Annotated in this window: 12 protein-coding genes; 11 read left to right on the forward strand and 1 reads right to left on the reverse strand. The window is 41.9% G+C overall.

What is annotated here, in order from left to right; genetic code table 11:
* Nucleotides 1-668: 668 nt before the first annotated feature.
* The 10 genes from IPP86_00925 (at nucleotide 669) to IPP86_00970 (ending at nucleotide 19989) form a co-directional block, all read left to right on the forward strand.
* Nucleotides 669-2141 carry a T9SS type A sorting domain-containing protein gene (locus IPP86_00925; protein MBL0137074.1) on the forward strand — a complete coding sequence of 491 codons (1473 nt, stop codon included), beginning with the start codon at nucleotides 669-671 and terminating at the stop codon, nucleotides 2139-2141.
* Between the two features lie 664 nt (nucleotides 2142-2805).
* Nucleotides 2806-14907 (forward strand): S8 family serine peptidase, encoded by a 12102-nt coding sequence (locus IPP86_00930; GenBank protein ID MBL0137075.1) that lies wholly within the window; start codon nucleotides 2806-2808, stop codon nucleotides 14905-14907.
* 575 nt (nucleotides 14908-15482) lie between these two features.
* Entirely contained in the window at nucleotides 15483-16205 is a 723-nt protein-coding gene (locus tag IPP86_00935) for a hypothetical protein (GenBank protein ID MBL0137076.1), read from the forward strand.
* A complete protein-coding gene (locus IPP86_00940) occupies nucleotides 16202-17110 on the forward strand; it encodes a homogentisate phytyltransferase (GenBank protein ID MBL0137077.1) in 909 nt (302 codons plus the stop codon). Before IPP86_00935 ends, IPP86_00940 begins: the two co-directional genes overlap by 4 nt.
* 408 nt (nucleotides 17111-17518) lie before the next feature.
* Complete coding sequence (locus tag IPP86_00945; GenBank protein ID MBL0137078.1) at nucleotides 17519-17962, forward strand: hypothetical protein; 444 nt, start codon at nucleotides 17519-17521, stop codon at nucleotides 17960-17962.
* Nucleotides 17963-17973: 11 nt separating this feature from the next.
* Nucleotides 17974-18129, forward strand: a complete 156-nt coding sequence (locus IPP86_00950; protein MBL0137079.1) for a lmo0937 family membrane protein — start codon at nucleotides 17974-17976, stop codon at nucleotides 18127-18129.
* 35 nt (nucleotides 18130-18164) lie between these two features.
* Entirely contained in the window at nucleotides 18165-18488 is a 324-nt protein-coding gene (locus IPP86_00955; GenBank protein ID MBL0137080.1) for a YtxH domain-containing protein, read from the forward strand.
* A 33-nt stretch (nucleotides 18489-18521) separates the two neighbouring features.
* Complete coding sequence (locus IPP86_00960; GenBank protein MBL0137081.1) at nucleotides 18522-18875, forward strand: hypothetical protein; 354 nt, start codon at nucleotides 18522-18524, stop codon at nucleotides 18873-18875.
* The gene (locus tag IPP86_00965) at nucleotides 18872-19300 is read left to right on the forward strand and encodes a hypothetical protein (GenBank protein ID MBL0137082.1); all 429 of its coding nucleotides are present in this window, start codon (nucleotides 18872-18874) and stop codon (nucleotides 19298-19300) included. The genes IPP86_00960 and IPP86_00965 overlap by 4 nt, the downstream gene beginning before the upstream one ends.
* 230 nt (nucleotides 19301-19530) lie before the next feature.
* Nucleotides 19531-19989, forward strand: a complete 459-nt coding sequence (locus tag IPP86_00970; GenBank protein MBL0137083.1) for a PA2169 family four-helix-bundle protein — start codon at nucleotides 19531-19533, stop codon at nucleotides 19987-19989.
* Between the two features lie 233 nt (nucleotides 19990-20222).
* On the opposite strand, the gene IPP86_00975 is transcribed toward IPP86_00970, so the two are convergent.
* On the reverse strand, nucleotides 20223-24200 hold the full coding sequence (locus IPP86_00975; GenBank protein ID MBL0137084.1) for a lamin tail domain-containing protein: 3978 nt from the start codon (nucleotides 24198-24200) through the stop codon (nucleotides 20223-20225).
* 464 nt (nucleotides 24201-24664) lie between these two features.
* On the opposite strand from IPP86_00975, the gene IPP86_00980 reads away from it, so the two are divergent.
* Nucleotides 24665-25510, forward strand: a complete 846-nt coding sequence (locus tag IPP86_00980) for a class I SAM-dependent methyltransferase (GenBank protein MBL0137085.1) — start codon at nucleotides 24665-24667, stop codon at nucleotides 25508-25510.
* The last annotated feature ends 21 nt before the right edge of the window (nucleotides 25511-25531 follow it).

Genomic DNA, 25531 nt, shown 5'->3' on the forward strand with positions numbered 1-25531 from the left:
TTATCTTGTCGGCTCCTTTTCATTTTGATCATGAGAATTTGGGTTTTTGTTATTACTGTATTTTATCTTTTTATTTAGGTTCCTCTTCACGCATGGAATCATCCGGTGAAGCGGGCAAGGTAAATATCAGCGGCAGTACATTTGCTTTAGGGCACCTCTAAAAACCTATTTTGGGTGATGTGTGCCGAGATTTTTTTGCAATATGAGGCGTGAGGAAGGATGATACTGAAACTAAGTATCAGACTGACGAACAACGAAGTATTGCAAAAAAAGATCAAGCATTGAAAGTTCTTGATTGAAACAGTGAATAATATTAACAGCACCCGAAAGAGGTTTTTAGAGGCGCCCTTTAGTAAAAGATAAATTCAAATGTATTCAACGCGGAAAAATTCAGGTGAAGAATAAGGGGGAGATTGAGATGTATTTTTTGGAGGGGGTTTCAGCAGCAAACAAAGCCTGAATTTGTTTCTTTCGAAAGCACCAATACAATTTAAATACCGCGGATTTCAAAACAGATCATTGAAAATAATTGCCATATTTACCATCTTATTTTTACCTTGATCAGATGAAAGTATTAGCGAAATTACTTTGTTTAGCCATGATTTATTTTCTGTCTATTCAGGCAAACGCACAGCTCGTTTTTCAAAATACGATATACCATCGGGCCGGTGACTACCATATATGGCAATAGTTACGACATTTTTAAATCTCCTGTTGACTCCGGGTACTATGCTATATCAACCATTGCTTCCTCCGACACAGGAGCAACAGTTACTCAGGTCGGAAATGATGGTAGTGTTTCGTGGTCCAATGTTTATAAAAACAACTCATTGTCCTATCCATTATGGAGTTTCAATGGTATGATTTTGCCAGACCATTCATTGTTCATTAATTCTTATGATGATGGAAAAACGACCATGTTGAAAATGCGCTATGACGGAAGTTTAATTTCTGCCAAAAAAATTATTTCATCGGGAAGTACGATCTATTCACAAACAGTTTTAAACAATAGTATTTATGGAGTCGGCCGGACCAGTATAGGAGAAACGAACGGTGGATTGTTTATCAAACTCGATCTGAAGGGAGATTTTTTATTGGGAGCCAACATGAGCGGAGGTACATCGAGGCGTGTGGTGTTGCAGGCAATCACTCCAACCGCTGATCAAAATCTTTTACTGGCAGGTTATGGTGAAATCTACAGTACCACGCTTCCAAGAGCTGCCATACTTATTAAAACTGACACGCTTGGGAATATTATCTGGCAAAGACAAATTGACTGTACCGGGATTAATTTATTTCCAACCGATATTAAGGAAACTGCAGACCATGGTTTTTTGATCGTTATCAGCAACACAAGCGGGGGCAGTTCTCAATTATTAAAAACAGACAGTCTTGGAAACGTTTTATGGAATTATGGTTTTTGGGTTGGAAGCAGCAATCAAAAACTTACCTTCTATGACATCAGCGATGCCGGAAGTAACAACTTTGTTACCGGTGCAAGTCTTGCCACTACTCTTCTTGCAAGAAATTTATCATTTAAGATTGACAGCTCGGGGAATGTAATTGATTCAAAAGAATATATAATTGCCGATACCATTGGGACGATGGCAAGCTGCTATGATGTGAGAGATGGGCTGGTTTCCTTCGGGCTGAATTACAGTTTTACGAACTTCGCCTATTTTATAAATAAAACCGACTCGTCCTTAAATGGCGCCTGCAACACGTCGCAAGTATTACTCAGCCCTTACTCCAATACGTTGATGGATAGCGCAGCATCAATTGTTTCACAAGCTGTAACATTTACCCTTATTGATGTGCTCCCTTCCATTTCAATCGCTCCGTTAATGTTGCAGAACACGGACTATTGTAATGCTGTTTCTGTGAATGAATACCTGGCTCATGATGAAACTCTTTGGGTTCACCCGATCCCTGCATCAAGTGAAGTTGTATTTCAGTTCAAGGACAATTTAATCGGTCAGGGAAAGATTAATATTTTTGATGTGACAGGAAAATTTATTGAAGAGTTCCCGATTCATGAATCAAATTTTGTCGTGAAAAGAAACGGGCTTAAAAGCGGAATCTATTTTTATCACTATCAAACGGAATCAAAAAATAGTTTTGGAAAAATAATTTTTGATTGAAGAAGAGATTTCTAAGAAACAAAATCATGATTGCATCCGGAAACACATTGTTTTAAAAACTAATTTTTTGCGCCGATGTGTGAAATAAAAGCCGATTTATAACGGGATTGTTAACGATTTAATTTCAAGTTAATTGTTTCATTTTGCCATGGTTTATATTCAATAATTCGACAAAGGTTTGGCCTGAAAGCCTCGCCAGTATTGATTTATGCCCCATTTCCTGCGTTTTAGCAGGCTTTTAATACATCAACCAAGAAAAAAAGAACTTTTATAAAAAATCAATATTTAGGCATGAAAAATTTATGTATTTTTTCGGTTCAAAGCGGTGACGTCTGTTAGTATGATTGAAAAAGCAATGTCAGGTTCCAGATGCCGGAAATGATACCAATGAAGATAATGACGCGCCCTTGCTTTTTGTTTTTGCATTAAACTGTTCAGTAATTTAAATGTTTTCAAGCTGTCTGCCTGTGGGTAGCCTGAGAATTAATATTTAATAACAAATTTCAAGTTTCAAGTAGTTCTGACAAGAATTATTCCGAACCCCCTTTGATTATTCTATTGTCATTCTACATATACATGTAGTACATAATTCACCTATTCTATTTAGAATTAGACTCAGCTAATATCAATCAACCAAACTGCAATCAACATTTATTTCATAAACATGAAAACTCGTTACTCTTCAATTCTTGTATTGTTAGTACTCCTGTCTGCAGCAACGGTCGCACAAACTGCCGACACATGGACACAGAAAACCGACTTTGCCGGAACAGCTCGTTCTTCTTCAGTCGGATTTAACATTGGTGCAAAAGGGTATGTCGGACTTGGTGCCGACACAGACTCCGCACGAACAGATTTCTGGTCCTTTGATCCTGTACTTAATTCATGGACGCAGGTTGCGGATTTCCCGGGAACAGCTCGTACCGGAGCAACTGGTTTTTCGATCGGAACGAAAGGGTATGTGGGACTAGGTGTAGACAACATCGGTTACCTGAATGATTTTTATGAATACGATCAAAGCGGAAATTCCTGGTCGGCAATGACCAGTTTCAGCGGGTCACCACGTTCCGACGCAGTATCGTTTTCTATTAGTGGCATCGGTTATGTTGGAACCGGATATGACAACCTTGTTGGACCAACATCCAATTTTTGGTCCTTCGATCCGAATGCCGGTCCGGGTGGAACATGGACAAGCATTTCCGGTATTCCCGTAGAACGTTCGAAAGCTGTTGGTATCGCGCTGGGCAGTCTTGGTTTTGTCGGAACGGGAATTAATTCCGGTGGTTACCTCGAAGATTGCTACAGCTATAATCCGGGGTTGGACACATGGTCTCCGGTTTCAAATTTTCCCGGCGGACAGCGTGTAGGTGTAATTGGATTTGCGGTTAACGGACAAGCTTATATTGGTATGGGAACAGATGGCAGCAATTATCCGAGTGATTTTTACGCTTACGATCCTGCAGTTTCTGCATGGAACCAGATAACTGATTTTCCGGCAATTTCAATTCGCTATGCAACTGCATTTGGAATTGGAGCCAGGGGTTATGTGTTCAATGGTGTAGATGGTCTGAGTGGTTTACACAATGAAAGTTGGGAATACTTACCGGCTGCAGGTGGTGATTACCGTACAGTGGCCAGCGGAAGCTGGAACTCGGCGTCCATCTGGCAGGTATTTAACGGCACGACCTGGGCTGCAGCATCACAAGCACCTTCGGAAGCGGACGGAACAATTACTATTCGTTACGGGCACACTGTTTCGTTCGGATCACAAAGTGTTTCCGCTGATCAGTTGGTCATGCAGCCGGGATCAATTATGAATGGAGCGGAAGGCAGTCTGACCATTCACGATGGACCCGGAACGGATTTTATTTGCGAAGGAACATTTACAATGAACACAAATTCACTGACGGTAAATGGAACAGCTGAGTTCGGAATCGGATCCAGTTTCGATATGGGCGGAATGACCCACCTTGGTGGCAGCGGGCAAATTGATTTTCTCAATTTCTCTAGCTTCTCGATAAGCAGTGGCGATCACAATTTTGATGGGGGAACCATCAATAACTTTACTACCTGCGAATGGTCTGGCGGTGATATTTATTTTAACGGAACAGGAACAAGCTTTTTCAATTTTAGTCAGTTTAACATTAATACAGACGACGACTTTTTTGTAACAGGCACTTCTTGTGTATTTGGTAATTCTGATCCGGGTGCGCAGATCTTGAAAGACGGAATAGCTGAAACATCCTTCCCTGATGGATTGGAATTCGTCAATGCGGGCGAACTTTATATTGCCGGTGGCAGCATCGGTTTGTATAATGCTGCACAGAATTATGGAGGAAGATATAACGTCCCGGGTAACGGAACACTTACAGGACCCATCACATTTAATTTTATCGGTGATCAGCTTATTGACTTTGGTACTATTTCACTCAACCAATGCGTTTTCAACGGAAGTTCATCTCAGAATTTATACGGGTCAGGTACGATCAGTCAGCTGACAATAAATAACAGTGCCGGTGTGTTTATGAACAATGCACTGACGATTACGAGCAATCTTGATCTTCAGAATGGAATTATACATACAGATACCGGTTCCGTGGTCATGGCATTGGGTTCAACAATTATCGGAGCGACTACAAACAGTTATGTCGATGGAAATATGGATCAGTATGTCGACTATGGAAATGCAAGCGTAGCATTTCATATTGGTGATCCCACTTATTATACTCCCGTATTTGTCCAGTTCACTAACGTAACAAATCCGGGCTACCTGCGTGTTCATTCTTTGCCGGGAGACCATGCACAGGTACAGTCATCCATGATTGATGAATTGACAAGTGTGAACCGGCATTGGATAATTACGAATACATCCATTGCATTTTTTACTGCGGATGTCACCTTTAACTGGTCAAATACCGATGTCGATGGTAGCACCGATTTCTCGATGTTCGAAGTGGCTTCATATGACAATGTAAACTGGACATTGCAATCCGGTAACAACCGTTCTTCTACGGCGATGTCAGCGACAGGATTAACATCTTTTGGTGAATTTCAGATTGGACAATTGAATTCTGTTGTCACCAACCTTGCAGATTCCGGTCCGGGCTCTTTGCGTTATGCAATTGCGCATGCACCCAATGGAAGTACAATTACATTCACTCCGGCGGCTTCCGGTACCCTCACTCTTACAAGCGGAGAAATTTTAATTAATAAAGATTTAAACATTACGAAAGGCTCCGCTACTGTGGGCGGTCTCTGGATCGTTAGCAACATTAGCAGCCGACTCTTCACAATTTCTCCCGGCGCTGCGGTTTCGATTGGCTACCTGATGTTGTCAACAGGAAATCCCGGTCCGACTGCCAATGGCGGTTTGATTCTGAACGAAGGGGACCTTACAATTCACAATTGTTTATTGTCAAACGGAAATGCTAATTATGGTGGTGCAATTTACAATGACACCAGTGCAACACTGAACGTATCCGTTAGCACTTTCAACAGTAATAACGCGGACTATGGCGCTGCTATTTACAGTGCAGGGATACTTGACCTGCGCACGTCGACCATCAATGGAAATGCCGCCCTTGTTAGTGGCGGTGGAATAGAAGTTGAAAACGGAGCTTCCATTACATCGTCCATTATTGCAGGCAACACAGCCTCAACATCCGGGCCGGATGGTTATATCGTTGGTGGATCAATCACTTCCGGAGGTTACAATCTGATTGGGATCAATCAGAATTTTTCCTTTACGCAAGGCACAGGGGACATTATTGGAACACTGGCATTGCCACGGGATCCTAAAGTTGGTGGACTCGCAAACGCCAATGGTCCTAACATTGGAAATACAATGGTGATGACTTTGCAATCGACAAGTCCTGCAATTGATGCCGGCGACCCCGTTGATATGACTCCTGACCAGATCGGTCAAAACATTTCCATCCGTCGTGATATCGGAGCATTTGAATCAAGCTTCTTGCCGTCCTCAATATTGGTTGTTGAAGAAAATGGACTAAACGGCGCATTCACAACAATTACCGATGCGGTCAATGCGGCAACAGCTGGTGATACCATTCTTATTTATCCTCGTGCCGGGGGCGCGGCTTTTTTGGAGAACATTCAGGATCCGGGTTTAACTAAAACCGGACTGGTGTTTCTATCTGCTGTACCCGGAACAAAATACAAGGTGAACGGAAATATTCAAATGCTTAATGGCTGGCGTTTGAATGAAGCATGGATAACAGGGGGGATGGTCGACAACAGCATCACCACCGGTGATACCATTCACATTACCAATTGCCGCACCGAGAATATCGGTGATTTGAATAGCGCAATAGGAACGGCCTATGTGGAGATTACAGGAGACACAGTTTTTGGATATATTAAAATAACCAGAGGTGCAGTGAGTGGGTGTTATGTTGTCGGGGATAACAACTTCAACTGCATTATTATTTATTCCGGCATTACCGGAGAAGCTATTCTGATCAAAGGAAATCAATTTCTACAGTACGATAGACAAGATGCGATCGTGTCAATGACCGATCAGAATCCGCTCATTATTACCAACAATTATTTTTTACTGAATGACAGAATAGCGGGGAATGGCGACGGACCAAGCGCGTTTATGAACCAATATAATACGTATGGAGGTTCACTCAGCTTGTTCCAGAACAATACCATTAAAAGTATCGGTGATGCAGTCTTTCAAACTCTTGTGGTGCAGGATCCTCAATACTGGGTGATCAAAAACAACTTTGTAAATGTAAACCATCCGCTTTATGCTGTGATGTTCTGCAACGGATTTCCGGGAGAATTCACATATAACTATGTGCACATCGTCAACAGCTTAAATGCAGCATTCAGTGGACCATTCGTTGGTTCTCTGGATCCATCCAATAATCCAAGCGCTTATTCAGTTGCAGAACTGAATGGCAGACCATCATTCGGATCGGAAGTTATTGACGGTGGAGATCCGAATCCTTCATACAATGACGCTGATGCTACACGAAATGATGCAGGTGCTTTTGGAGGATCCGACCCGATTTCAAATTATTTCTCCTTTCCCGTTGCCACTGATAGTATCTTCTTCTATCCGGATGCAGATCTTGACGGATATGGTGATGCCACGAATAGAATTTTTGCAAACGGACAACCTCTGCCACCATCGTATATCTTCGATGGTACAGATTGCAACGATGCAGATTCATTGATACATCAACCGGTATTTTATTTTGTTGACTTTGATGGTGACGGCTGGGGGAATCCCAATGACTCACTGGCGATTTGTGCTTCTAGTCCTCCTCCGGGCTATGCCTATTATGGTCTTGATTGCAATGATAACGATCCGAATATTAGTCCGGATAACACCTATTATGCGGATGCAGATGGAGATGGATACGGAAACCCTGCTATAAGCATACAGAATTGCGGCAATGCTCCGATGGGTTATGTAAGCGATAACACGGATTGCAATGATGCAAACACGAATGTTCATCCGGGAGCATTGGAAATTTCGAATAATGGAATCGATGAAGATTGTGATGGCATTGACGCGGTCGCGCCGCTTGCTGCAGCACCGGATACACGCTGGAAAAAAGCGTTTGGCGGAACAGGTGATGATGAACCGGTGCAACAACAACAAACTTTGTTGACAGCGGATCAGGGATATGTGATGATCGGATATACCGCAAGTAACAACGGTACAGTTACTGGTGCTCATGGTGGATTGGATTTCTGGGTAGTAAAAACAGACAGTCTTGGAAATTTACAGTGGCAAAAAGCACTGGGCGGGTCAAAGGATGATATGGGAAGAACCATTCAGCAAACCGCTGATGGCGGATATATCCTCACCGGCTGGACACATTCGAACGACGGTGATGTGAGCGGAAACCATGATCCTTCCGGAGTCACACTCGACTTGTGGGTAGTGAAACTGGATAATTCCGGAACTATTCAATGGCAAAAATGCCTGGGTGGAAGTGCCGGTGAAGGGGGTAATTACATCAAACAAACTGCTGACCTTGGATACCTTATCTGTGCGTTCACAGAATCAAACGATGGAGACGTGTCGGTACAACATGGTGGAGGAGATGTGTGGTTGCTCAAACTCGACAGCTCCGGAAATCTGCTTTGGGAACATACGTATGGAGGATCGCAGCTTGATTTTGGAAGCAGCGCTCTTGAAGTTCCCGGAGGCTATGTCATTATTGGATCGGCACGTTCAACTGATGGACAAGTGACCGTGAATAACGGTTATTACGATTACTGGCTTTTGAAAACTGATATCAACGGCAATTTGTTATGGCAAAAAAGTTATGGCGGATTGGGATATGAAGAAGCGGCGTCCCTGATTGCAACTCCGGATGGTGGTTACCTTATTGGTGGCTATTCTGATTCTAATGACGGAGATGTACATACACCACATGCTAATACCAACGGTGATATATGGCTGGTGAAAACGGATGCTAATGGCAATTTGGAATCGGAACATTCGTATGGTGGAACGGATCTTGACGCTTTGGGTTCGATGATTAGTACTGCAGATGGTGGCTTTTTAGTGTGCGGTTCTACCACTTCGAACGATGGATACATTAACGGCAATCATGGCGCACTTGATTTTTGGGTATTCAAATTGGACGATCAGCTTGTTGTTCAATGGCAGAAATGTCTTGGTGGTTCAGGGGATGATTATGCAACTTCAATCGCGCAAACTGCAGATGAAAATTACATTGCGGCGGGTTATTCTGCATCCAGTGATGGTGATGTAAGCGGAAACCAGGGTGCACAGGATTTCTGGATGGTACGTCTTGGCGTTTGTGTAGAAGCGAATCTACCGGTTTTGTCGAACGCTGCTGTTTGTCAGGGAACATCCGCAACCCTGTCAGTTGGATCAGCTTTGCTCAATGATGCAACAACATGGCAGTGGTACACCAGTTCTTGCGGAGGAACTTCTGCAGGAAGCGGTTCAACATTAAATGTATTGCCGGGATCTACAACGGATTATTTTGTTCGTGGTGAAGGTGGCTGTGCATCAAATCCGGGTTGTACGCAGACAACGATTGTTGTCAATCCAGCAGTGACGATGAGCCTGATTCCTACAGCGATCTCCTGTTATGGAAATGCATATAGCGTTACCGTTACCGGTACAAGCGGTACACCTCCATATACCGGAGAAGGTGCTTTTTCATACAGCGGACAAGCTGCTATAGACTCACTCTTATTCTATACAGTTACAGATGGAGTTGGATGCTTTGCGACGGATTCGATTTCAATACATCAACCGGCACAACTTGTTTTATCCGGAATTGGTGATACAACAATTATCTGTCTTGAAGCATCGATAACAGGTCAGGTGTCACTGGCGCCCACAGGTGGTACGGCACCGTATTCTTACGCAGGTGATGATACGTTGAATCTTGCACCTGGGACTTATTCCTATACTGTCACAGATGCAAATGGTTGTTCTGCTTCGGCATCAACACTTGTATATGCGACCAATTGCATCTTACCTTATTACAATGCGCCTGATTCGGGTAAGGTCAATACTGCCCTGGGACCAGAGCTGACTCAGCTTGTCGCCAATCCGGATTCTATCGGACCACCGGTGAAGAACAACGTATTCCAGTTGGATTCAATTGAAGGAACGGTCTTCATTGATGTCATCACCAATGTCGGGCAGTACTATTCAGTACTCTCTCTGCTCCAGACTCCTGTATATGGAATGACAGGTTTGATTGATAATGGAGATTCCACACTAATCATCACCGGATATTTCCCGATAGCGCATCTGCCCAAACTGGATTCGCTTCCTGCACTGATCAACTTCGTTCGTCCGAATTATTCACCAATTGGTGCAGCAGGATTTATTGCTTCACAAGGAGATAAAGCCATGAAATCAGATTCGGCAAGAACACTCTTTGGATTGGATGGCTCGGGAATTAAAGTTGGTGTGATGTCAGACAGCTACAATACACTTTCCGGAAATCCTGCCTCTCTTGATATTAGTCACAAAGATTTGCCCGGACCGGGAAACCCTGTTAATGAACGCCCGGTCGAATTGCTCCAGGATTATCCACTAGGCAAAGGTCTCGATGAAGGACGCGCGATGTTACAAATTGTACATGATGTCGCACCGAAAGCTTCGCTTGCTTTCCGGACAGGCTTTGTAAGTGCGGGTGATTTTGCGGAAGGAATTATTTCCTTGCAGCAAGATACTTGCGATATCATTGTCGATGATGTAACCTATATCACCGAACCATTCTTCCAGGATGGAGTAGTTTCCAAGGCAGTAAATTTTGTAAAAGATCAGGGAGTCGCGTACTTCACTTCGGCAGGAAACTTTGGCAACGCAGCTTTCGAAGGAATATTTAATCCGATGCCTGCTCCATTTGGACTTACAGGAAGCGCACACAATTTCGGAGGAGGTGATTATCTCCAACAGATTTCACTCAAGAAAGGAACGTATATGCTCGTCTTGCAATGGGATGATTCTATTTATTCACTGCATCAGTTGCCGGGTGCCCGCAGTGACTTTGATATTTATCTTACCGATGCGACCGGAACAAAATTGTTCGGTTTGAACCGGAAGAATAATTGGGGAGATCCGATAGAAGTACTTCCATTCGTTGTCAAGTCAGATGTAATCGCGAATCTGATGATTGTACGTACATGGTCCGCAGATCCAGTGACTCCGATGAAATTCAAATATGTTGTTTTCCGCGGGGACATGACGATCCAGGAATATCAGAGTGGGGGATCCACCGTCATCGGACAAGCAAATGCCGAAGGAGCAATGTCGGTTGGGGCAGCACGCTATACGCAAACACCGGCCTTCGGAATCAGTCCTCCTTTGATTGAACCTTTTTCTTCGGTAGGAGGTTCATCCGCTTATGGTCTTGTGAGAAACAAACCGGATTTCACCGCGCCCGACGGAGTCAATACTTCTGTAAATTTCTTTTCAAAAGATCTCGAACTGGACGGACTTTATAATTTCTATGGAACATCCTGTGCTGCTCCACATGCAGCCGGTACAGCGGCTTTAATTCTTTCAGCGAAGAGAAAATTCTATGGTGATCGTATGTCTCCAGATTCTCTGCGCTATTTGCTGCAGCATACGGCTATCGATATGGGATCACCGGGATTTGATTTCTCTTCAGGTTATGGTTTGATCAATGCAACAGAAGCCATTCAATCATTTGCACGTCCGAAACCAAGTCTGATTTCCGCTCTGCCTGCTAACGCTGGAGTTGTACCGGGCAATCAACCTTTCACTGCCACAGTTAACGGATCCTACTTCTTCTCCGGTTCTGTTGTCTATTTTAACGGACAAGCGGTGCCTACGGTCTTCCTTGATGGCAATCACCTTTCCGCGGAGATTCCGATGTTTATCGGCAATCCGATTTTACAAGTGTACAACCCACCGCTGACAACAAACGGCGTGGATGGTGGCTATTCCAATGGAGTCTACTTCAACATCATCGCCAAACCGATCATTACGGTGCAGGTGGATAACAGCGTTAAAAAGTATGGAGAAGTATTACCTTCTTTCAGCTCAACGATTTTGTTGAACGGTCATCCTTTGTCTGATTTCAATCTGACAGATTCCGCAGTAGGTCTGACATCCATACACTACCAGACCCTCGCCACACCGGAATGTAATGCCGGCATCTATCAGGTTGCGGCCTCCGTCGATGCATTAAATCAGAATGACCCGATTGATTCATTGCTGAACGCAACGTATGACTACAACTTCCTGCCAGGCCACATCACCGTCCGGAAAATGCCGATTGTGATTTCGCCACGTGATACAAGTATAGTATACGGAGATAAAATCGGCGACTTTCATTTCAACTATGAGTATGATGATTCGAAAATAAATAACGCTGCACGGGAGAGTTTCCTGGATTCCATCCGTCAAACTCACCAACTTACATTATCGAATGCATTGGTACTTGTGAATCCGCGTGTCATTACGAATCCACGTGTCATTACTAATGCTGATTTTGCTAACCGTGCGATGGTCGCCACCGGCAGAGCAGTCAGCAACCCACGTGTGATCACAAACCCGAGGGTCATTACCAACAGTCTGACGGTAATGGATACTACACTCATCATTGACCTGGCAACAGAATCAGTTTTCCATTATGATGACGACAGCTCGCAGATCGTACTCGAAAGTCCTGGTGCAGGCATACATTCACGCGCCATGGCCAACCCACGCGTGATCACCAATCCGCGTGTAATAACAAATCCACGCGTCATCACGAACGGTAACACTACGGTTGACAGCATTCCTGTGAATACGGATAACAGTGATAATATCGCGGTAGTTTTGGATGAGGACGATGTTAACTCAACAGATACAACAACAGAATTAAAATCCGTCAACCTCATCACCGGTACAACAGTTGGTACATGGATGGTTGTTCCCGGCGCTTTCTTCTCGGATAACTTTGAGATCAGTTATGCTATCGGAAACCTGACCATCCTGCCGGCACCACTTCATGTAAAAGCAAACAACAAAATTCAGTCATGTGTTGGAATTGCTCAATATACTTCAACAATCAGTGGATATAAAAATGCTGATTCAACAGGTGTGAATGCGTCATCCGGACCGTCGTATACTATTCTGGATTCTTTGGGGCAAGTAGTAAACTCTGTTATGCACAGCGGCGTTTACACACTGGTTCCGTCTTCTTTCCATTTCCCGGCAGATTCCAATTATATCCTTATGTATGAAAATGGCCAACTGACAATGTCGGAAGTTCTGCAGCTGCAGTCGACGACAATTCAACCGCCTTGCTACGGGGATTACGGTAGTGTTGCCCTGACTTCAACAGGAGGAACTCAACCATACATTTACAGTGGCGCACAGACCAGCGGCTTGGGTACCGGAACATTCACTTTCTACGTGACAGATGCGAACGGATGCAGGGATACTGCTTTCGCCACAATTACAGAGCCGTCAAAAGTCGAAGGAAACATGAGCTTCACTTCAGCCACCTGTGGGTTTAACAATGGAGCGGCATCTGTTGCTGTTGTGGGTGGTCACACACCCTATCAATATCAATGGAATCCGGGCGGACAAACGACTTCATCTATTACGAATTTGTCACCGGGATTTTATTCAGTTATGATTACTGACGCGAATGGATGTACCGGAACGTCATCTGTTGCAATCACGACCGTTGGCGCGGCTCCGGCCAATGCAGGTCCAATTTCAGGATCACCAGGGGTTTGTCGTAATAGTTCTGGAGTCGTGTACAACCTTGCGCCCGTAAACGGTGCGTCATCCTATTTCTGGTCATTGCCAGCAGGAGTGAGCGGCGCTTCAACTTCTAACAGTATCACACTGAATTTTGGCCCTACTTACAACGGTGGATTTATTTGTGTCACACCGATCAATCCTTGTGGTAACGGGAATGCATCCTGTATTAATGTACCGGTTATCAATGTTAAACCGGGACTGCCCAGCACAATTAGTGGTGCATTCCCTGCATGTGGACCGGGTACATATACATATTCCATTTCTCCTGTTGCGAATGCGACCAATTATGTCTGGTCCGTAACCGGAACCGGAGTCAGCATTGTTAGCGGACAAGGAACAACGAGCATCCAGGTTTCATTCCCTTCAAGTTTTGGTCAGGGAACGATATCGGTGTACGGACAAAATTGCGTTGGCAATGGTTCCGCACGCTCCGCTTCGATCACGGGTATACCATCTCATTCCAATGCTCTAAGTGGTCCTGGCTTTGTTTGTCCTGGTACAAACGGAGTAGTATATTCAATGGGTTCAGTGAATGGCACCTCGACTTATTCCTGGTCAATTACCGGTAATGCAAGCATCGTGAATTCAAATGGAACTTCCTGTACAGTGAATTTCCTTCCCAACTGGACAAGTGGAATTTTGACAATTACTACTTCTAATAGCTGTGGTTCATTTACAAAATCATTCACGATACAATCTACACCTGCTCAACCGGGAAGTATTTCAGGTCCGGCAAGTAACCTTTGCGGAATGAGCGGAGTTACATATTCAATTGCCGCGGTGGCCGGTTCAACTGGTTATATATGGACTGTTCCGGATGGTGTGGTCCCGACGACTGCCATGAATGGAACATCTATCACGGTTAATTTCACAAACGCATTTACGGGTACAGGAAATATTTGTGTCTCGGCAATCAATTCCTGCGGAACCGGAACGGCACGTTGTTACTCTGTGACAGCAAGGCCTCCTGTAGCCGGAGTGATCAGCGGTCCTTCGCCGGTTTGTAAGGCCTCGATTCAGAGTTATTCGATAGCTACAGTACCCGGTGCCTCTTCTTATACATGGTCTGTAACCGGTGGAGCATCTTATTCATCTTCCGGCACAACACTCTCGGTGAATTTCAATTCTGCCACAAGCACTACAGCAACAATCAAAGTGAATGGTCTCAATGCTTGTGGTGCAGGACAACCCGCTCAGAAAGCTGTTGCTGTGAATCTGGCCTGCAGAACATTGGAAAGTGATGTGACATCCACTAATTCACTTGTAGCTTATCCGAATCCTGCAAGAGATCACATTCGTGTTGTCTTTACGCAGAGTCAAAAAGACAAGGTTCGTTTGCAGATTACTGACGTACTTGGACATTGTGTATATCTTGAGGATATAGATTCAGTTGAAGGAGAAAACATCCGAGATCTCGATCTGAATGGTTTGCGCAATGGAATGTACTTCATAACTCTTGCGAAAGATGGCGCGGAAGTGCAACGCATAAGATTCGCGATAGAGTAAAAAAGTTTTTTATTATTCTAAACGGTCATCTGAATGGGTGGCCGTTTTTTTTTCTTCATGAATTAAAACTAAACTTTTAGAAAATTTGTTCGTCTGGAACATTTTCCCGCGAGATTGCATTCTATTTTGAGATAAAAAGAGGACATGATTTTCTTCTTAAAGGACATCCTTTTCAGAGACGTTTTTTGATAAAAAATCCCACAGTGAAATAAGCTACCTGGAATTTGTTAGAAGAATGTTCGATTTATTTCGATTTCATTCAATTCAGACAGATTGCTTAAATAATCTTTCATTCAAATGTGTGAATGATGTATGTTTTTTCGAGAATTGTGTAACTCAAGTGTATTGAAAAGCAATCACCTTTGTAAATTGAATATTGCAGAAAAAATTGTTTAGTCGCGCCCTGAGCGATTTGTCAGATTGGCATGATGGGCATCGGGAACATAGAAATTTTCCAATCTTCTTTCTGTGACCAACGAAAAGGTAGGCGAGTCTGTAACCCATCAATCGTAATTCGTCCGCTAAACGAATTTTTTCTGTAATATAATTTTATCGTTTCCAAAAATTCATAACGATTGGTGAAAGAACTAGAAGATGCTGCTTGGTTTCCTTCCATTTTAAGAAATTATCAGACGGAATTTATTGGATTTGTTGTAAGCAGGTTCAATGTATATGACGTTTTTGTAAATTATGTGAAACAAGCGTCTCTGTCTGCAACAGCTATGACGGATCTCTGTTCAGGAAGCGGAGAGCCGGCTATCAGCATTTACAAAAAGACCAACCGCTTTAGCAGTCTTTCCCTGAGTGATAAATATCCTGGCGTACTAAAAAAGAAAGTTAATAAAGATGTTATAGCGATCTCTAAAACAGATGTGCTTGAAATGGAATTTGAACAAGGTAAATACTATACCATGTTTAACGCATTCCATCATTTCAGGGATGAAGAGAAACAAAAGATAGTACATAAAATCCTGCAATCCGGATCGCCCGCTTTTATTGTGGAGGTGCTTGAACCGACACTATTGTGTTTTTTGAAAGTATTCTTGACTACCACTTTCGGTCTTTTTTTGCTGACTCCTTTTGTTGCTCCATTTTCTTTGAAGCGATTGTTCTTCACCTATGTGGTTCCCGTGAACATTTTTATCATCACCTATGACGGAATAGTGTCGGTTTTAAAATCATATTCTGTGGGTAAATACAAAAGGGTATTTGCACACAACGGTAAAAAAATTAAAATTTTTCGACTGCAGAACGGCCTTAGTCCACTCATCGTAATTCAGGTAGAAGCTGAATCATGATACCATTCAGCACACTCTGGAAATTCAGCAGACCGCATACAATCATCGGAAGCGCGATTAGTATCTTGACATTGTATTTTATTGTTTGTGACAAGCAGGAAACGCAATGCATATCCTACCTGATACTGGCCTTATGTATCGGGATTTCCTGTAATATTTTTATCGTTGGGATTAATCAGATTGCTGATGTCGCTATTGATAAAATTAATAAACCGTTTTTGCCTATCCCATCGGGAGCGCTGAGCCCTCGTCAGGCAAAAATCACTGTGATAACAGCCCTGATATTCAGTCTCGGACTTGCTTTGTACATTACGCCATATCTTTTTTTAGTTGTTGCATTGGCCACAACAATTGGCTGGGCTTATTCAATGCCGCCATTCCATCTGAAGAAGCATCATGTAACTGCAGCCCTTGCTATTACATTTGTTCGGGGTATTTTGCTCAACGCAGGAGGTTTTTTAATATTCAATTACCTGGTAAACGGCACCATTGCGATGCCGGAGAATGTCAAAATACTTACAATTTTTATTGTCGCATTTAGTATTGTCATTTCCTGGTTCAAAGATTTGGCAGATGTCAAGGGAGATGCGAAGTACAATATAAAGACCTTTGCCATCCATCATTCTTCAAAAACAGCATTGGTCGCCGGAAACATTTTGGTTTTGACAGCCTACTTGTTTACAATTTATATGAAGTCTGTTGATTTTTATGATTCAGATATTCCTTCCATCGCGACCAAAGTCTTGCTGATTGGACACATTGTTTTATTCGCGCTTTTTATTGTCAATGCATTTTCCATACGATTGAATCTCCAGCAATCTGTCAGAAAATATTACAAAAGATTCTGGTGGTTTTTCTTCGCGGAGTATGTGGTTTATCTGGTTGCGTATACTGTTAAGTATTAAATACAGTACTTTTTAGAGTACAGGAATAAAACTAATAATTTTCAAAAAGGCTTTAATATTAAGCGGGAATCAGTTCATCATATCATTTCGTTTTGCTGAATTCTTATCGAATTTTTCGGAATACTTGTTTCATTATATTTTCTTGAAACTACAATTCAAAGCGTCAAAGTCGTGTTCTTTCATTCAGTCAAGTGAAGTTTCCTAAACTTATAAAGAACAAAGTTTCAATCATGCCGGATGAATTAATCTGTATTGACAATAGAAAACACCGATTAGTGCCGTTTCTGATGAGGAATCGTAAAAGTACAATGTGAGGATTGTGTAACTCTTTTCGAAAATTATGTAAAGTATATCCTTTTCATATAGCCGACCTTTACCGGGTAATAAAACAATTTAAATTTCATAAAGATGAACAAGATACTCTTAACTCTCACGGCAATCGCGATAACAGCCTGCTCGTATGCGCAAGTGGATTCAACACAAAACAAAATGAATCCACCTCAAAACAACAGAAACGATGATGGCATGATTCAAAATCGTGATCTGAATAACAACCAAATTCAAAACGAGCAAAAAAATCCGGCAGACATGTCACATCCCGATGGCGTCATGATGCAGGACGGTAAAATGGTCATGGTAAAGGCCGGCCGAATGGTATCCTTAAACCACGAAATGACCATGGATAATGGAATAGTCGTAATGAGCAACGGTAGTTACATGAAAAAAGGAGGCACAAAAATGATGTTTAAAGAGGGCGAACACATGGATATGTCAGGAAATATGATTCCAATGAAAGGCACAAAGAAAATGGATATCATGCCGGATAGCACAAACAACAAGAATAAGTATTAAAAATAAGAAACATGGGAAATCTTCTGTATGCAGTGGCAGTAATTCTGATTATCATTTGGGCGATTGGCTTTTTTGCTTACAGTGTGGGTGCGATTATTCACCTCCTGTTGATTATTGCCATTGTCTCCATTTTGTTGAGAGTTATTTCCGAAAACAAAAAAGTATAGTACTTTAAAATACAAACAATCTAAAAACATAAATTATGAGCACTGGAAAAGTAGTTTTAGGAGCATTGGCAGGTCTTGCCATTGGCGCAATCGCAGGAATTTTATTCGCGCCTGAAAAAGGTTCGACAACGCGTAAGCAAATTATGGACAAAGGAAATGATTATGCCGACGAACTAAAAACAAAGTTTGATGAATTTCGTGATTCACTCAAAGAAAAGTTTGAAAGTACCAAAAAGGAGGCGCAGGACTTGGCCGACAAGGGTAAATCAAAATTTGATGAAGCTAAAAGCGACCTGAAAAGTACAGCTTCAGATTTTAAACACGATGGAGCCGCAGCAGGTAAACATGCAGCATCTTAAGTTCGCTTAAAAGTCAAGTTAAAAAATCATGTTATGAACGACAATGCAACGCCCATCGAATCGCTGTTTGAAAGAGCGGAAAACTACACCAAAACAACAGTTGAATTGTACAAGCTTCATGCTATAGACAAATCAGCGGATGTGCTTTCTTCACTGGTTTCACGCCTGGCAGTTTTTATGGCCGTTGTATTGTCTGTTTTAATCACCAACATTGGTTTTGCATTATGGATCGGAAAATTGCTCGGAAACTCCTACTATGGATTTTTTGTGATTGGAGGGTTTTATGCAATTGTTGCAATCCTGGTGCACGCCTTCCGGCATAGCTGGATTAAAAACCCGGTGAGCAATACAATCATTGCACAAATGCTAAAACAAAAAGAGGCATGAAACAACGAATCAATGAAACCGACGCATTAAACAAAAGCATATTGCTTTTGCAAAATAAGCAGGAGGATGAGTTAGTACTCTTGAAGGAACAGTTTCATATTACCTACGAGAGCCTGAAGCCAATCAATATTATAAAAACCACTATTAGCAAAGTAGTGGAGAGCCCGGAACTGAAAAGTAACATTGTGAACAATGTAATTGGAGCGGCGACAGGATATCTTTCTAAAATCGTTTTGTTCGGTGCTTCAAGGAATCCGGTTACAAGATTAATGGGAACATTGCTGCAATTTGCTGTAACGAATATTACGACAAAGCACGGAGATACCATTAAACTGGCCGGAGAAAAAATAATACAACGGTTTATGAAGGAAAAGAAGGAACCGAAAAAAGAATTTCACAATAATGGCTATGACTTCTTTTTATAAAGACGTCACAACTTTATAAAGAATAAGCATGAATAATATTTTTAGAGGATTGATAGCCGGCTATGGCTCAGCAAAACTGGGAGGAGGCTGTCTTGGAAGTATTGTCGTGTTTGCCTTGATCTGGATGCTTCTAGGGCATTGCAAGTAACAGTGTTGTGTTATCGCATTGCAATTATCAAGTCCGGTCACGCGCTATACTAATTAATTAACAATCAAATACAATTCATATTATGGATAAAGAGAAAACAATCGAGCTGTTGAATTCGCTCATCACCATCAATAATGACCGGATTCAGGGATATGAAACGGCTGCAAAAGAAACAAAGGATGAGGAATTGAAAACACTGTTTGGCCGATTTGCAGAAACAAGTCATACCTGCAAAAATCAATTGGTAACCGAGGTTAATAAATTAAGTGGAAAACCGGCAGAAGGAACAATGACTTCCGGAAAATTCTTTCGCGTGTGGATGGATGTAAAAGCTTCGCTCACGGGCAATGACCGCAAAGCTATTCTTAACTCTTGTGAATACGGAGAAGACGTTGCGGTAGAAACGTATAACAAAGCACTAAGAAACAACTTGTCGGACATTACTGCAGAGCAACAGGCAATGTTGAATATTCAACATACTGCGATTAAGGCGGATCACAACAAAGTGAAATCAATGCTTGATACTTTCACGACGGTTTAATCAATATCAATTTACTGAAAATGCGAAAGGAGACGAAAACTCTCTTTTCGTATTTTTTTATATTGTAATTTGGTTTATTTTATAATTAGCTTTCAGCAATAATTGCCAACATTGGTTTGCTAAAAGGAGACAACTCAATTTGAAATGATTGCACTTTACTTTTTGCTCCTCCCAAAATTCATAGTTTATCTGGATAGGGAATTCGTAAGAGTTACTTGAAGAGAGTTTCCAAATTATTCCATGCGTAAAATTTTTGTCGTGTAGTTTGCTTCCTCCTGTAAAATATTCACAACGTAAATTCCCTCATCAAGATCCTGTATATCCAGACTACATGTTGTAGACTGTTCCGGCAAATTCAAATCTATTGATTTTACAAGTTGTCCCTGGCTATCTGTGATGTGAACAGATGCTGTTCCGGGTTTCAATCCTGCGATTTGAATCAGGATGTGTGAGTTTTTGGTTGAAGGATTTGGAAAGACACTTACGGAGGAGTCACAATTTTCAAAAACTGAAGCAGTAATAGAAACGAAAGTGGAAGGACAATCTTTCCCTGAACGTACGAAATAGGTAGAGCTTGTTTGCATGAAAGGTGTAAGAAAAGTTTCACCGGATGCCAGGGCCTCTCCATCGGTACGATCAAACCAAAAGACAGAATCCTGAGCAGTCGCTCTTAACAAGACGTAGCCCGGACCACAACGTGATTCATTAGTAACAAATGGCGCTGTCGCTGTCGATTTTTCGGACACAATAAATGTATTTGATGTTTTTATACATCCGTGAGCGTTCACATGTATGGAATAAACTCCCGGTTCATTTGTACTTAGAGTATTGTTGCCCTCACCCGGCAGGTCCTGATATTCCAATACCCATTGGTAAACAGCATCCGGGAATTCCGGAGCTTCCAGTGCAATTTCAGAACCGCTGCAGAGAATGTTTGGCCCTGAAATATTAATGTCTACCGCAAGCGCATTTGTAGACGGACCTCCCGGCGATCCTCCGAAACATCCGGGCAACCAGTTGTTACCATTACTGAGATCACCTGAATCAATCTGTGATTCACAGGTGTATCCAAATCCCGCTGCCTCAGGAGGCCAGGGCAATTCCGACTGATAATATAATGATCTGAAGGTAGTACCTGTGTGATCGAACAACCGGATTTGTCCTTCTGTGTTGTCCAGACCAAAACCCATTTGTCCCAGCCGGTTTCTTCTTGTTGGATAGATGTTATCGAAAGCAACTGTGTCTTTCGCAAGAACGATGTATTCATTCGAAGGAATCACGGTTCCGGTTGGAAATTTATAAATGTGATGATCTAATTCATCTGAAACTTTCCATCCCGAAATGTCCAGATCGAATGAACCATAATTGTAAAATTCAAGCCAGTCTTCAGAATTAAATGCTGAAGTGGAATGGTAATTAAATTCACTGATGTTCAGCTGCGGGTATTTTGCACTTCCACTGAAATAGGCAACGACTTGCTGATCCCATGTAAAATTGATTGTGACAGATTGATCTCCGCCATAACCCGATAATTGCCCGGAACCCCAATGATCAAATGTAAAACCGGGATTTGGAATTGCAGTAATCGTAACAGGATTTCCATTGAAATAAACTCCCGTCCACGGATAAGTCTCGGGAGTCACAGTACTGATTTCAATTCTTCCTGCGCCGGCAGGCAAAACATTTAATTCAAGATGAACCTTTCCACTGAGCGAAAACTGTTCAAGGATCATTGAGCGTGCAATTTCCGGACGCTGATTCACAAATTGCATCATATCATCGATGTTTGAATGCCAGGAATCTGTATCCCCTCCCCATTTTTCAAAATGTTTAACCATATCAAGTGCCATAGAATCTTTGAAAGATTTCATTACAGTTTCCACATTGGCCGGGAGATAGATGGTATTTAGCAAATCGGCATACCGGTTGATGAAATAGTTTTTAAATTTTTCATTGTACAGGATTGCATCAAACATCTCTGATGAATAACTGAAAGCATCAGGATTTCTGGCCAGCTCAAGCCTGTTGTCTGTAACATCACCATGCAAATCGAATCCGAAGTCAAGATCATGGAGCAAATATTTCCACCTGGACCCCGGAGCTTTCGGTTTCCACATTTTGATATTGTTTGTCCATTCGCCAATCCAGTCTCCGTTATTATAAAAGGTTTCCGCGATAAAGTAATCAGCATAGTTTTGCAGATCAAGCATTGAATTAATTTGATCATAATAATGCTGATCTGATGGAGATTGAGTAGTACTATAATTGTACAAAGCCCAAAAATCATTCGCGCTGCCATCTACTGTTATGATTTCATCTCCAATTTCTGTAAGAAAATCAATTTCAGATTTTTTTAAATTATAATTTGTCTCAACCCAGGTGTGATTGTGTTTTTCATTGATCGTATATACACCCCAGTTGCGTCCATTCAGGAAAACCCTCACCGGTTCCGCTGCGAGATAGCCCGAGTAAGTTGATTTCATTAATCTTTCCATCAACGCATCCCGGAAATGAACCACATTCCAATCTGTTCCGGAGTTGCGAAGGACAATGTTTTCATAATTTGAGAGATATGGTTTATCTGAAATCAGAGGATAATTTAATCCATCCATTCCAAATTTGTCACTCAGTTTGATTTCAAAACTTTTTTGTACTTCAGCCCTTGAATAGTTTCCATAAATTTCAATTTCGGCATTAAAACTAAAGATGTGTTGTTTTGATTTATCAAAGAACTCAAATGCTGCGGGTTTGGTCCAATCTCGCCAATAATTCGCTCCAAAATGCGGCCATGATGGATCTGCATTTGGTCCTGCAGCATAAATTCCGGAATTCTCATCCCAAAGATCCAAAGAATCCATACTTATTGAAAATACGGGAAGTTGGGAGGCTTCGTCAATGAAATAAGTATGCCCTATTGTTTTTCCAGGAAGCATTCCTGGTGCAAAAACACGTGCACGGATTGTTGTTGTCGAATCTATTGTAATCGGATGAGTATATAATTGATCACTCATCTGGGGATCATTTCCATTTGTTGAAAATCGAATCTGCGCACCCTGCAATGAAGTTGATAAATTCAGAATGATACCAGACTGATAAAATCCACCTGCAAAAGAAAAGACGGGAGGGAGAGCATATCCGTTATAACAGTTGGATGAACTATTCGGCAATAAGGGTGTTGGCAAATTACTGTAACACCAGTTTTGCTCACCATCTGAAGTTCGGTTATAACAATGATCTGTCTCCAGATTTGGATAACTTACCTGGTCAACAATATTTCCATCCGGATTGAAAAGATAAATGGTCTCACCACTTCTGCGAAGTTTAAAGTCGGCACCGAAAACAGAGAGAGTTGACGGATGAAACCATGTCGGAGGAGCCGGAAAAAATTGGCGTGAATCCGACACACCTGTAAATAGAAATGGAATGGCTGAAAGATCGCTGGAGTTGGCAGTGACGTTATGAACTTCTACAGACAAGACATTTTTTCCTGTCTGTATCGCCGAATTGAACAAATCACGGTCAATAGCAAATGAATCAGGAGAGAGTCCCTGATAAATTCCCGCTTCATGAGCATCGGATGCAAGATCATCCCAGTCGGGAATGCCGGGATACATATTGAATCGCGCAATTTCAACACCGTTAAGATATGCGACAAAACCATCATCAAAATCGATCATCAGAAAAGCATTGAGAATCCTGGATGGATCGTTCACGACAAAAGATTGTCGGAGCATCACTGAACGACAGGGTGAAATCACTGTAGCGTCATCCTCATCTCCAAAACCAATACCACCTTCTCCGCTTTGCCACTGACTATCATCAAATGTTGCGCTGCTCCAATTGGAATCTAAATGAGAAGAACCAATATAATAATTCCAAATTCCATTTCCATTCACAGGCATTTCATAATGGTCAACAGGAGGGACCACATCCTGTCCGGAGGCGAATACCAGTAAGTGTTCGCCAGGATTAAGATTATAAGAAGAGAAATGAAAGCGCTCTGTTGAATCGGCTTGATCACTAAGACCATACCCTCCTAAATCCACTGCATGCACACCGGAATTATAAATTTCAATGTAATCATCGTATTGCCCGTAAGGGTTTTGGATTACAGAATTATTTGCCGGACAAATTTCATTTATTAATAATTGTCCAAAAACGAAAGAGTAAATAAATTGCATAAAAGATGCAATCCATATAAATTTCTTCATTTTACTTAGGGGGATAATCGGTCAATCTGAAGTCGAAAAGCTATTTTACGTTAATTTCCCTGTTCATTAAAGCATTAAAATTGTTTTTTGGCCAGTACTTACTTATGCTTGGTAGAATAAATCAAATGTTAACAAATATAGGGCTGAGATGTTAAAACCCGTATCAATAAAGGTGTTGAGCCAAATGGGATTCTATCATGGGTCAAATATCAAATGAAAAATATTTAACAATTGGCGTTCAATCATAATTCAGGATTTCACTGAAAACATATTGCTGTTCAAAAGAGGCGAAAATATTCATGCCCTGTAAAAAGAAATACTTTCCTTGTTAACACGACTTGCCTGAATCCTTGTGTATATTTAACTAATCATTCAGTACAGTTAGTAATTTTACTTTTCAATAATTGCATTTTAAAAATTGTCAAGTGATGAATAATTAACCCTTGTAAACAATTTTATTCAATATGGAACAGCAATCAATCCAAATCCGAGAACAACAAAAAGCCTCCTGGAATAAATTTTCTTCAGGATGGAAAAAATGGGATGAGCTGAATATGGATTTTTTAAAACCGGTTGGCGAAGAGATGATTCGTCTGCTTGATCTAAAAGGCAAGAACCTGGTGCTTGATATCGCCTCTGGAACCGGAGAGCCCGGATTGACGATTGCAACTTTGATACCGGATGGCAAAGTAATTATCACCGATCTTTCAGCAGGAATGCTTGAAATTGCGGAGGAGAATGCCAGGCGCAGAGGTATTCACAATGTCGAAACGAAAGCGTGTGATGTTTGCGAACTTCCCTTTGCCGACAATTCATTCGATGCAGTCAGCTGTCGTTTTGGTTTTATGTTTTTCCCGGACATGCTTCTCGCAGCGAAGGAAATATTTCGTGTGCTGAAACCGGGAGGAAGAATTGTAGCAACGGTATGGAATGGTTCGGAAAAGAATTTTTGGGTTTCTGCAATTATGGATGTCATTAAGAAAGAATTGAATTTACCTGTTCCACCGCCCGGCAGTCCGGGTATTTTCAGATGTGCAAATGATGGCCTAATGACAGATCTGTTTTTGCAAGCCGGGTTTACCAAAGTTTTTTCGAAGGAAATTCCCGGACAACTGAAATGTGAATCTGCCGATGTATATTGGAACATGATGACAGAGTTGGCAGCTCCTGTCGTTTCAGCCCTCAGCAATGCGGACGATGAGATGAAAGAAAAAATATATGGAGAAGTTTATTCTAAATTAAGCAAAGAATTTCCCGGTGGCAGTCTTGTCCTGGATTCCAGCGCCAGGTTGATATATGGTGTGAAATAATAGATGCATGGTTGCATGCAT

Source organism: Bacteroidota bacterium (genome assembly GCA_016720935.1).
GTDB lineage: Bacteria > Bacteroidota > Bacteroidia > AKYH767-A > 2013-40CM-41-45 > JADKJP01.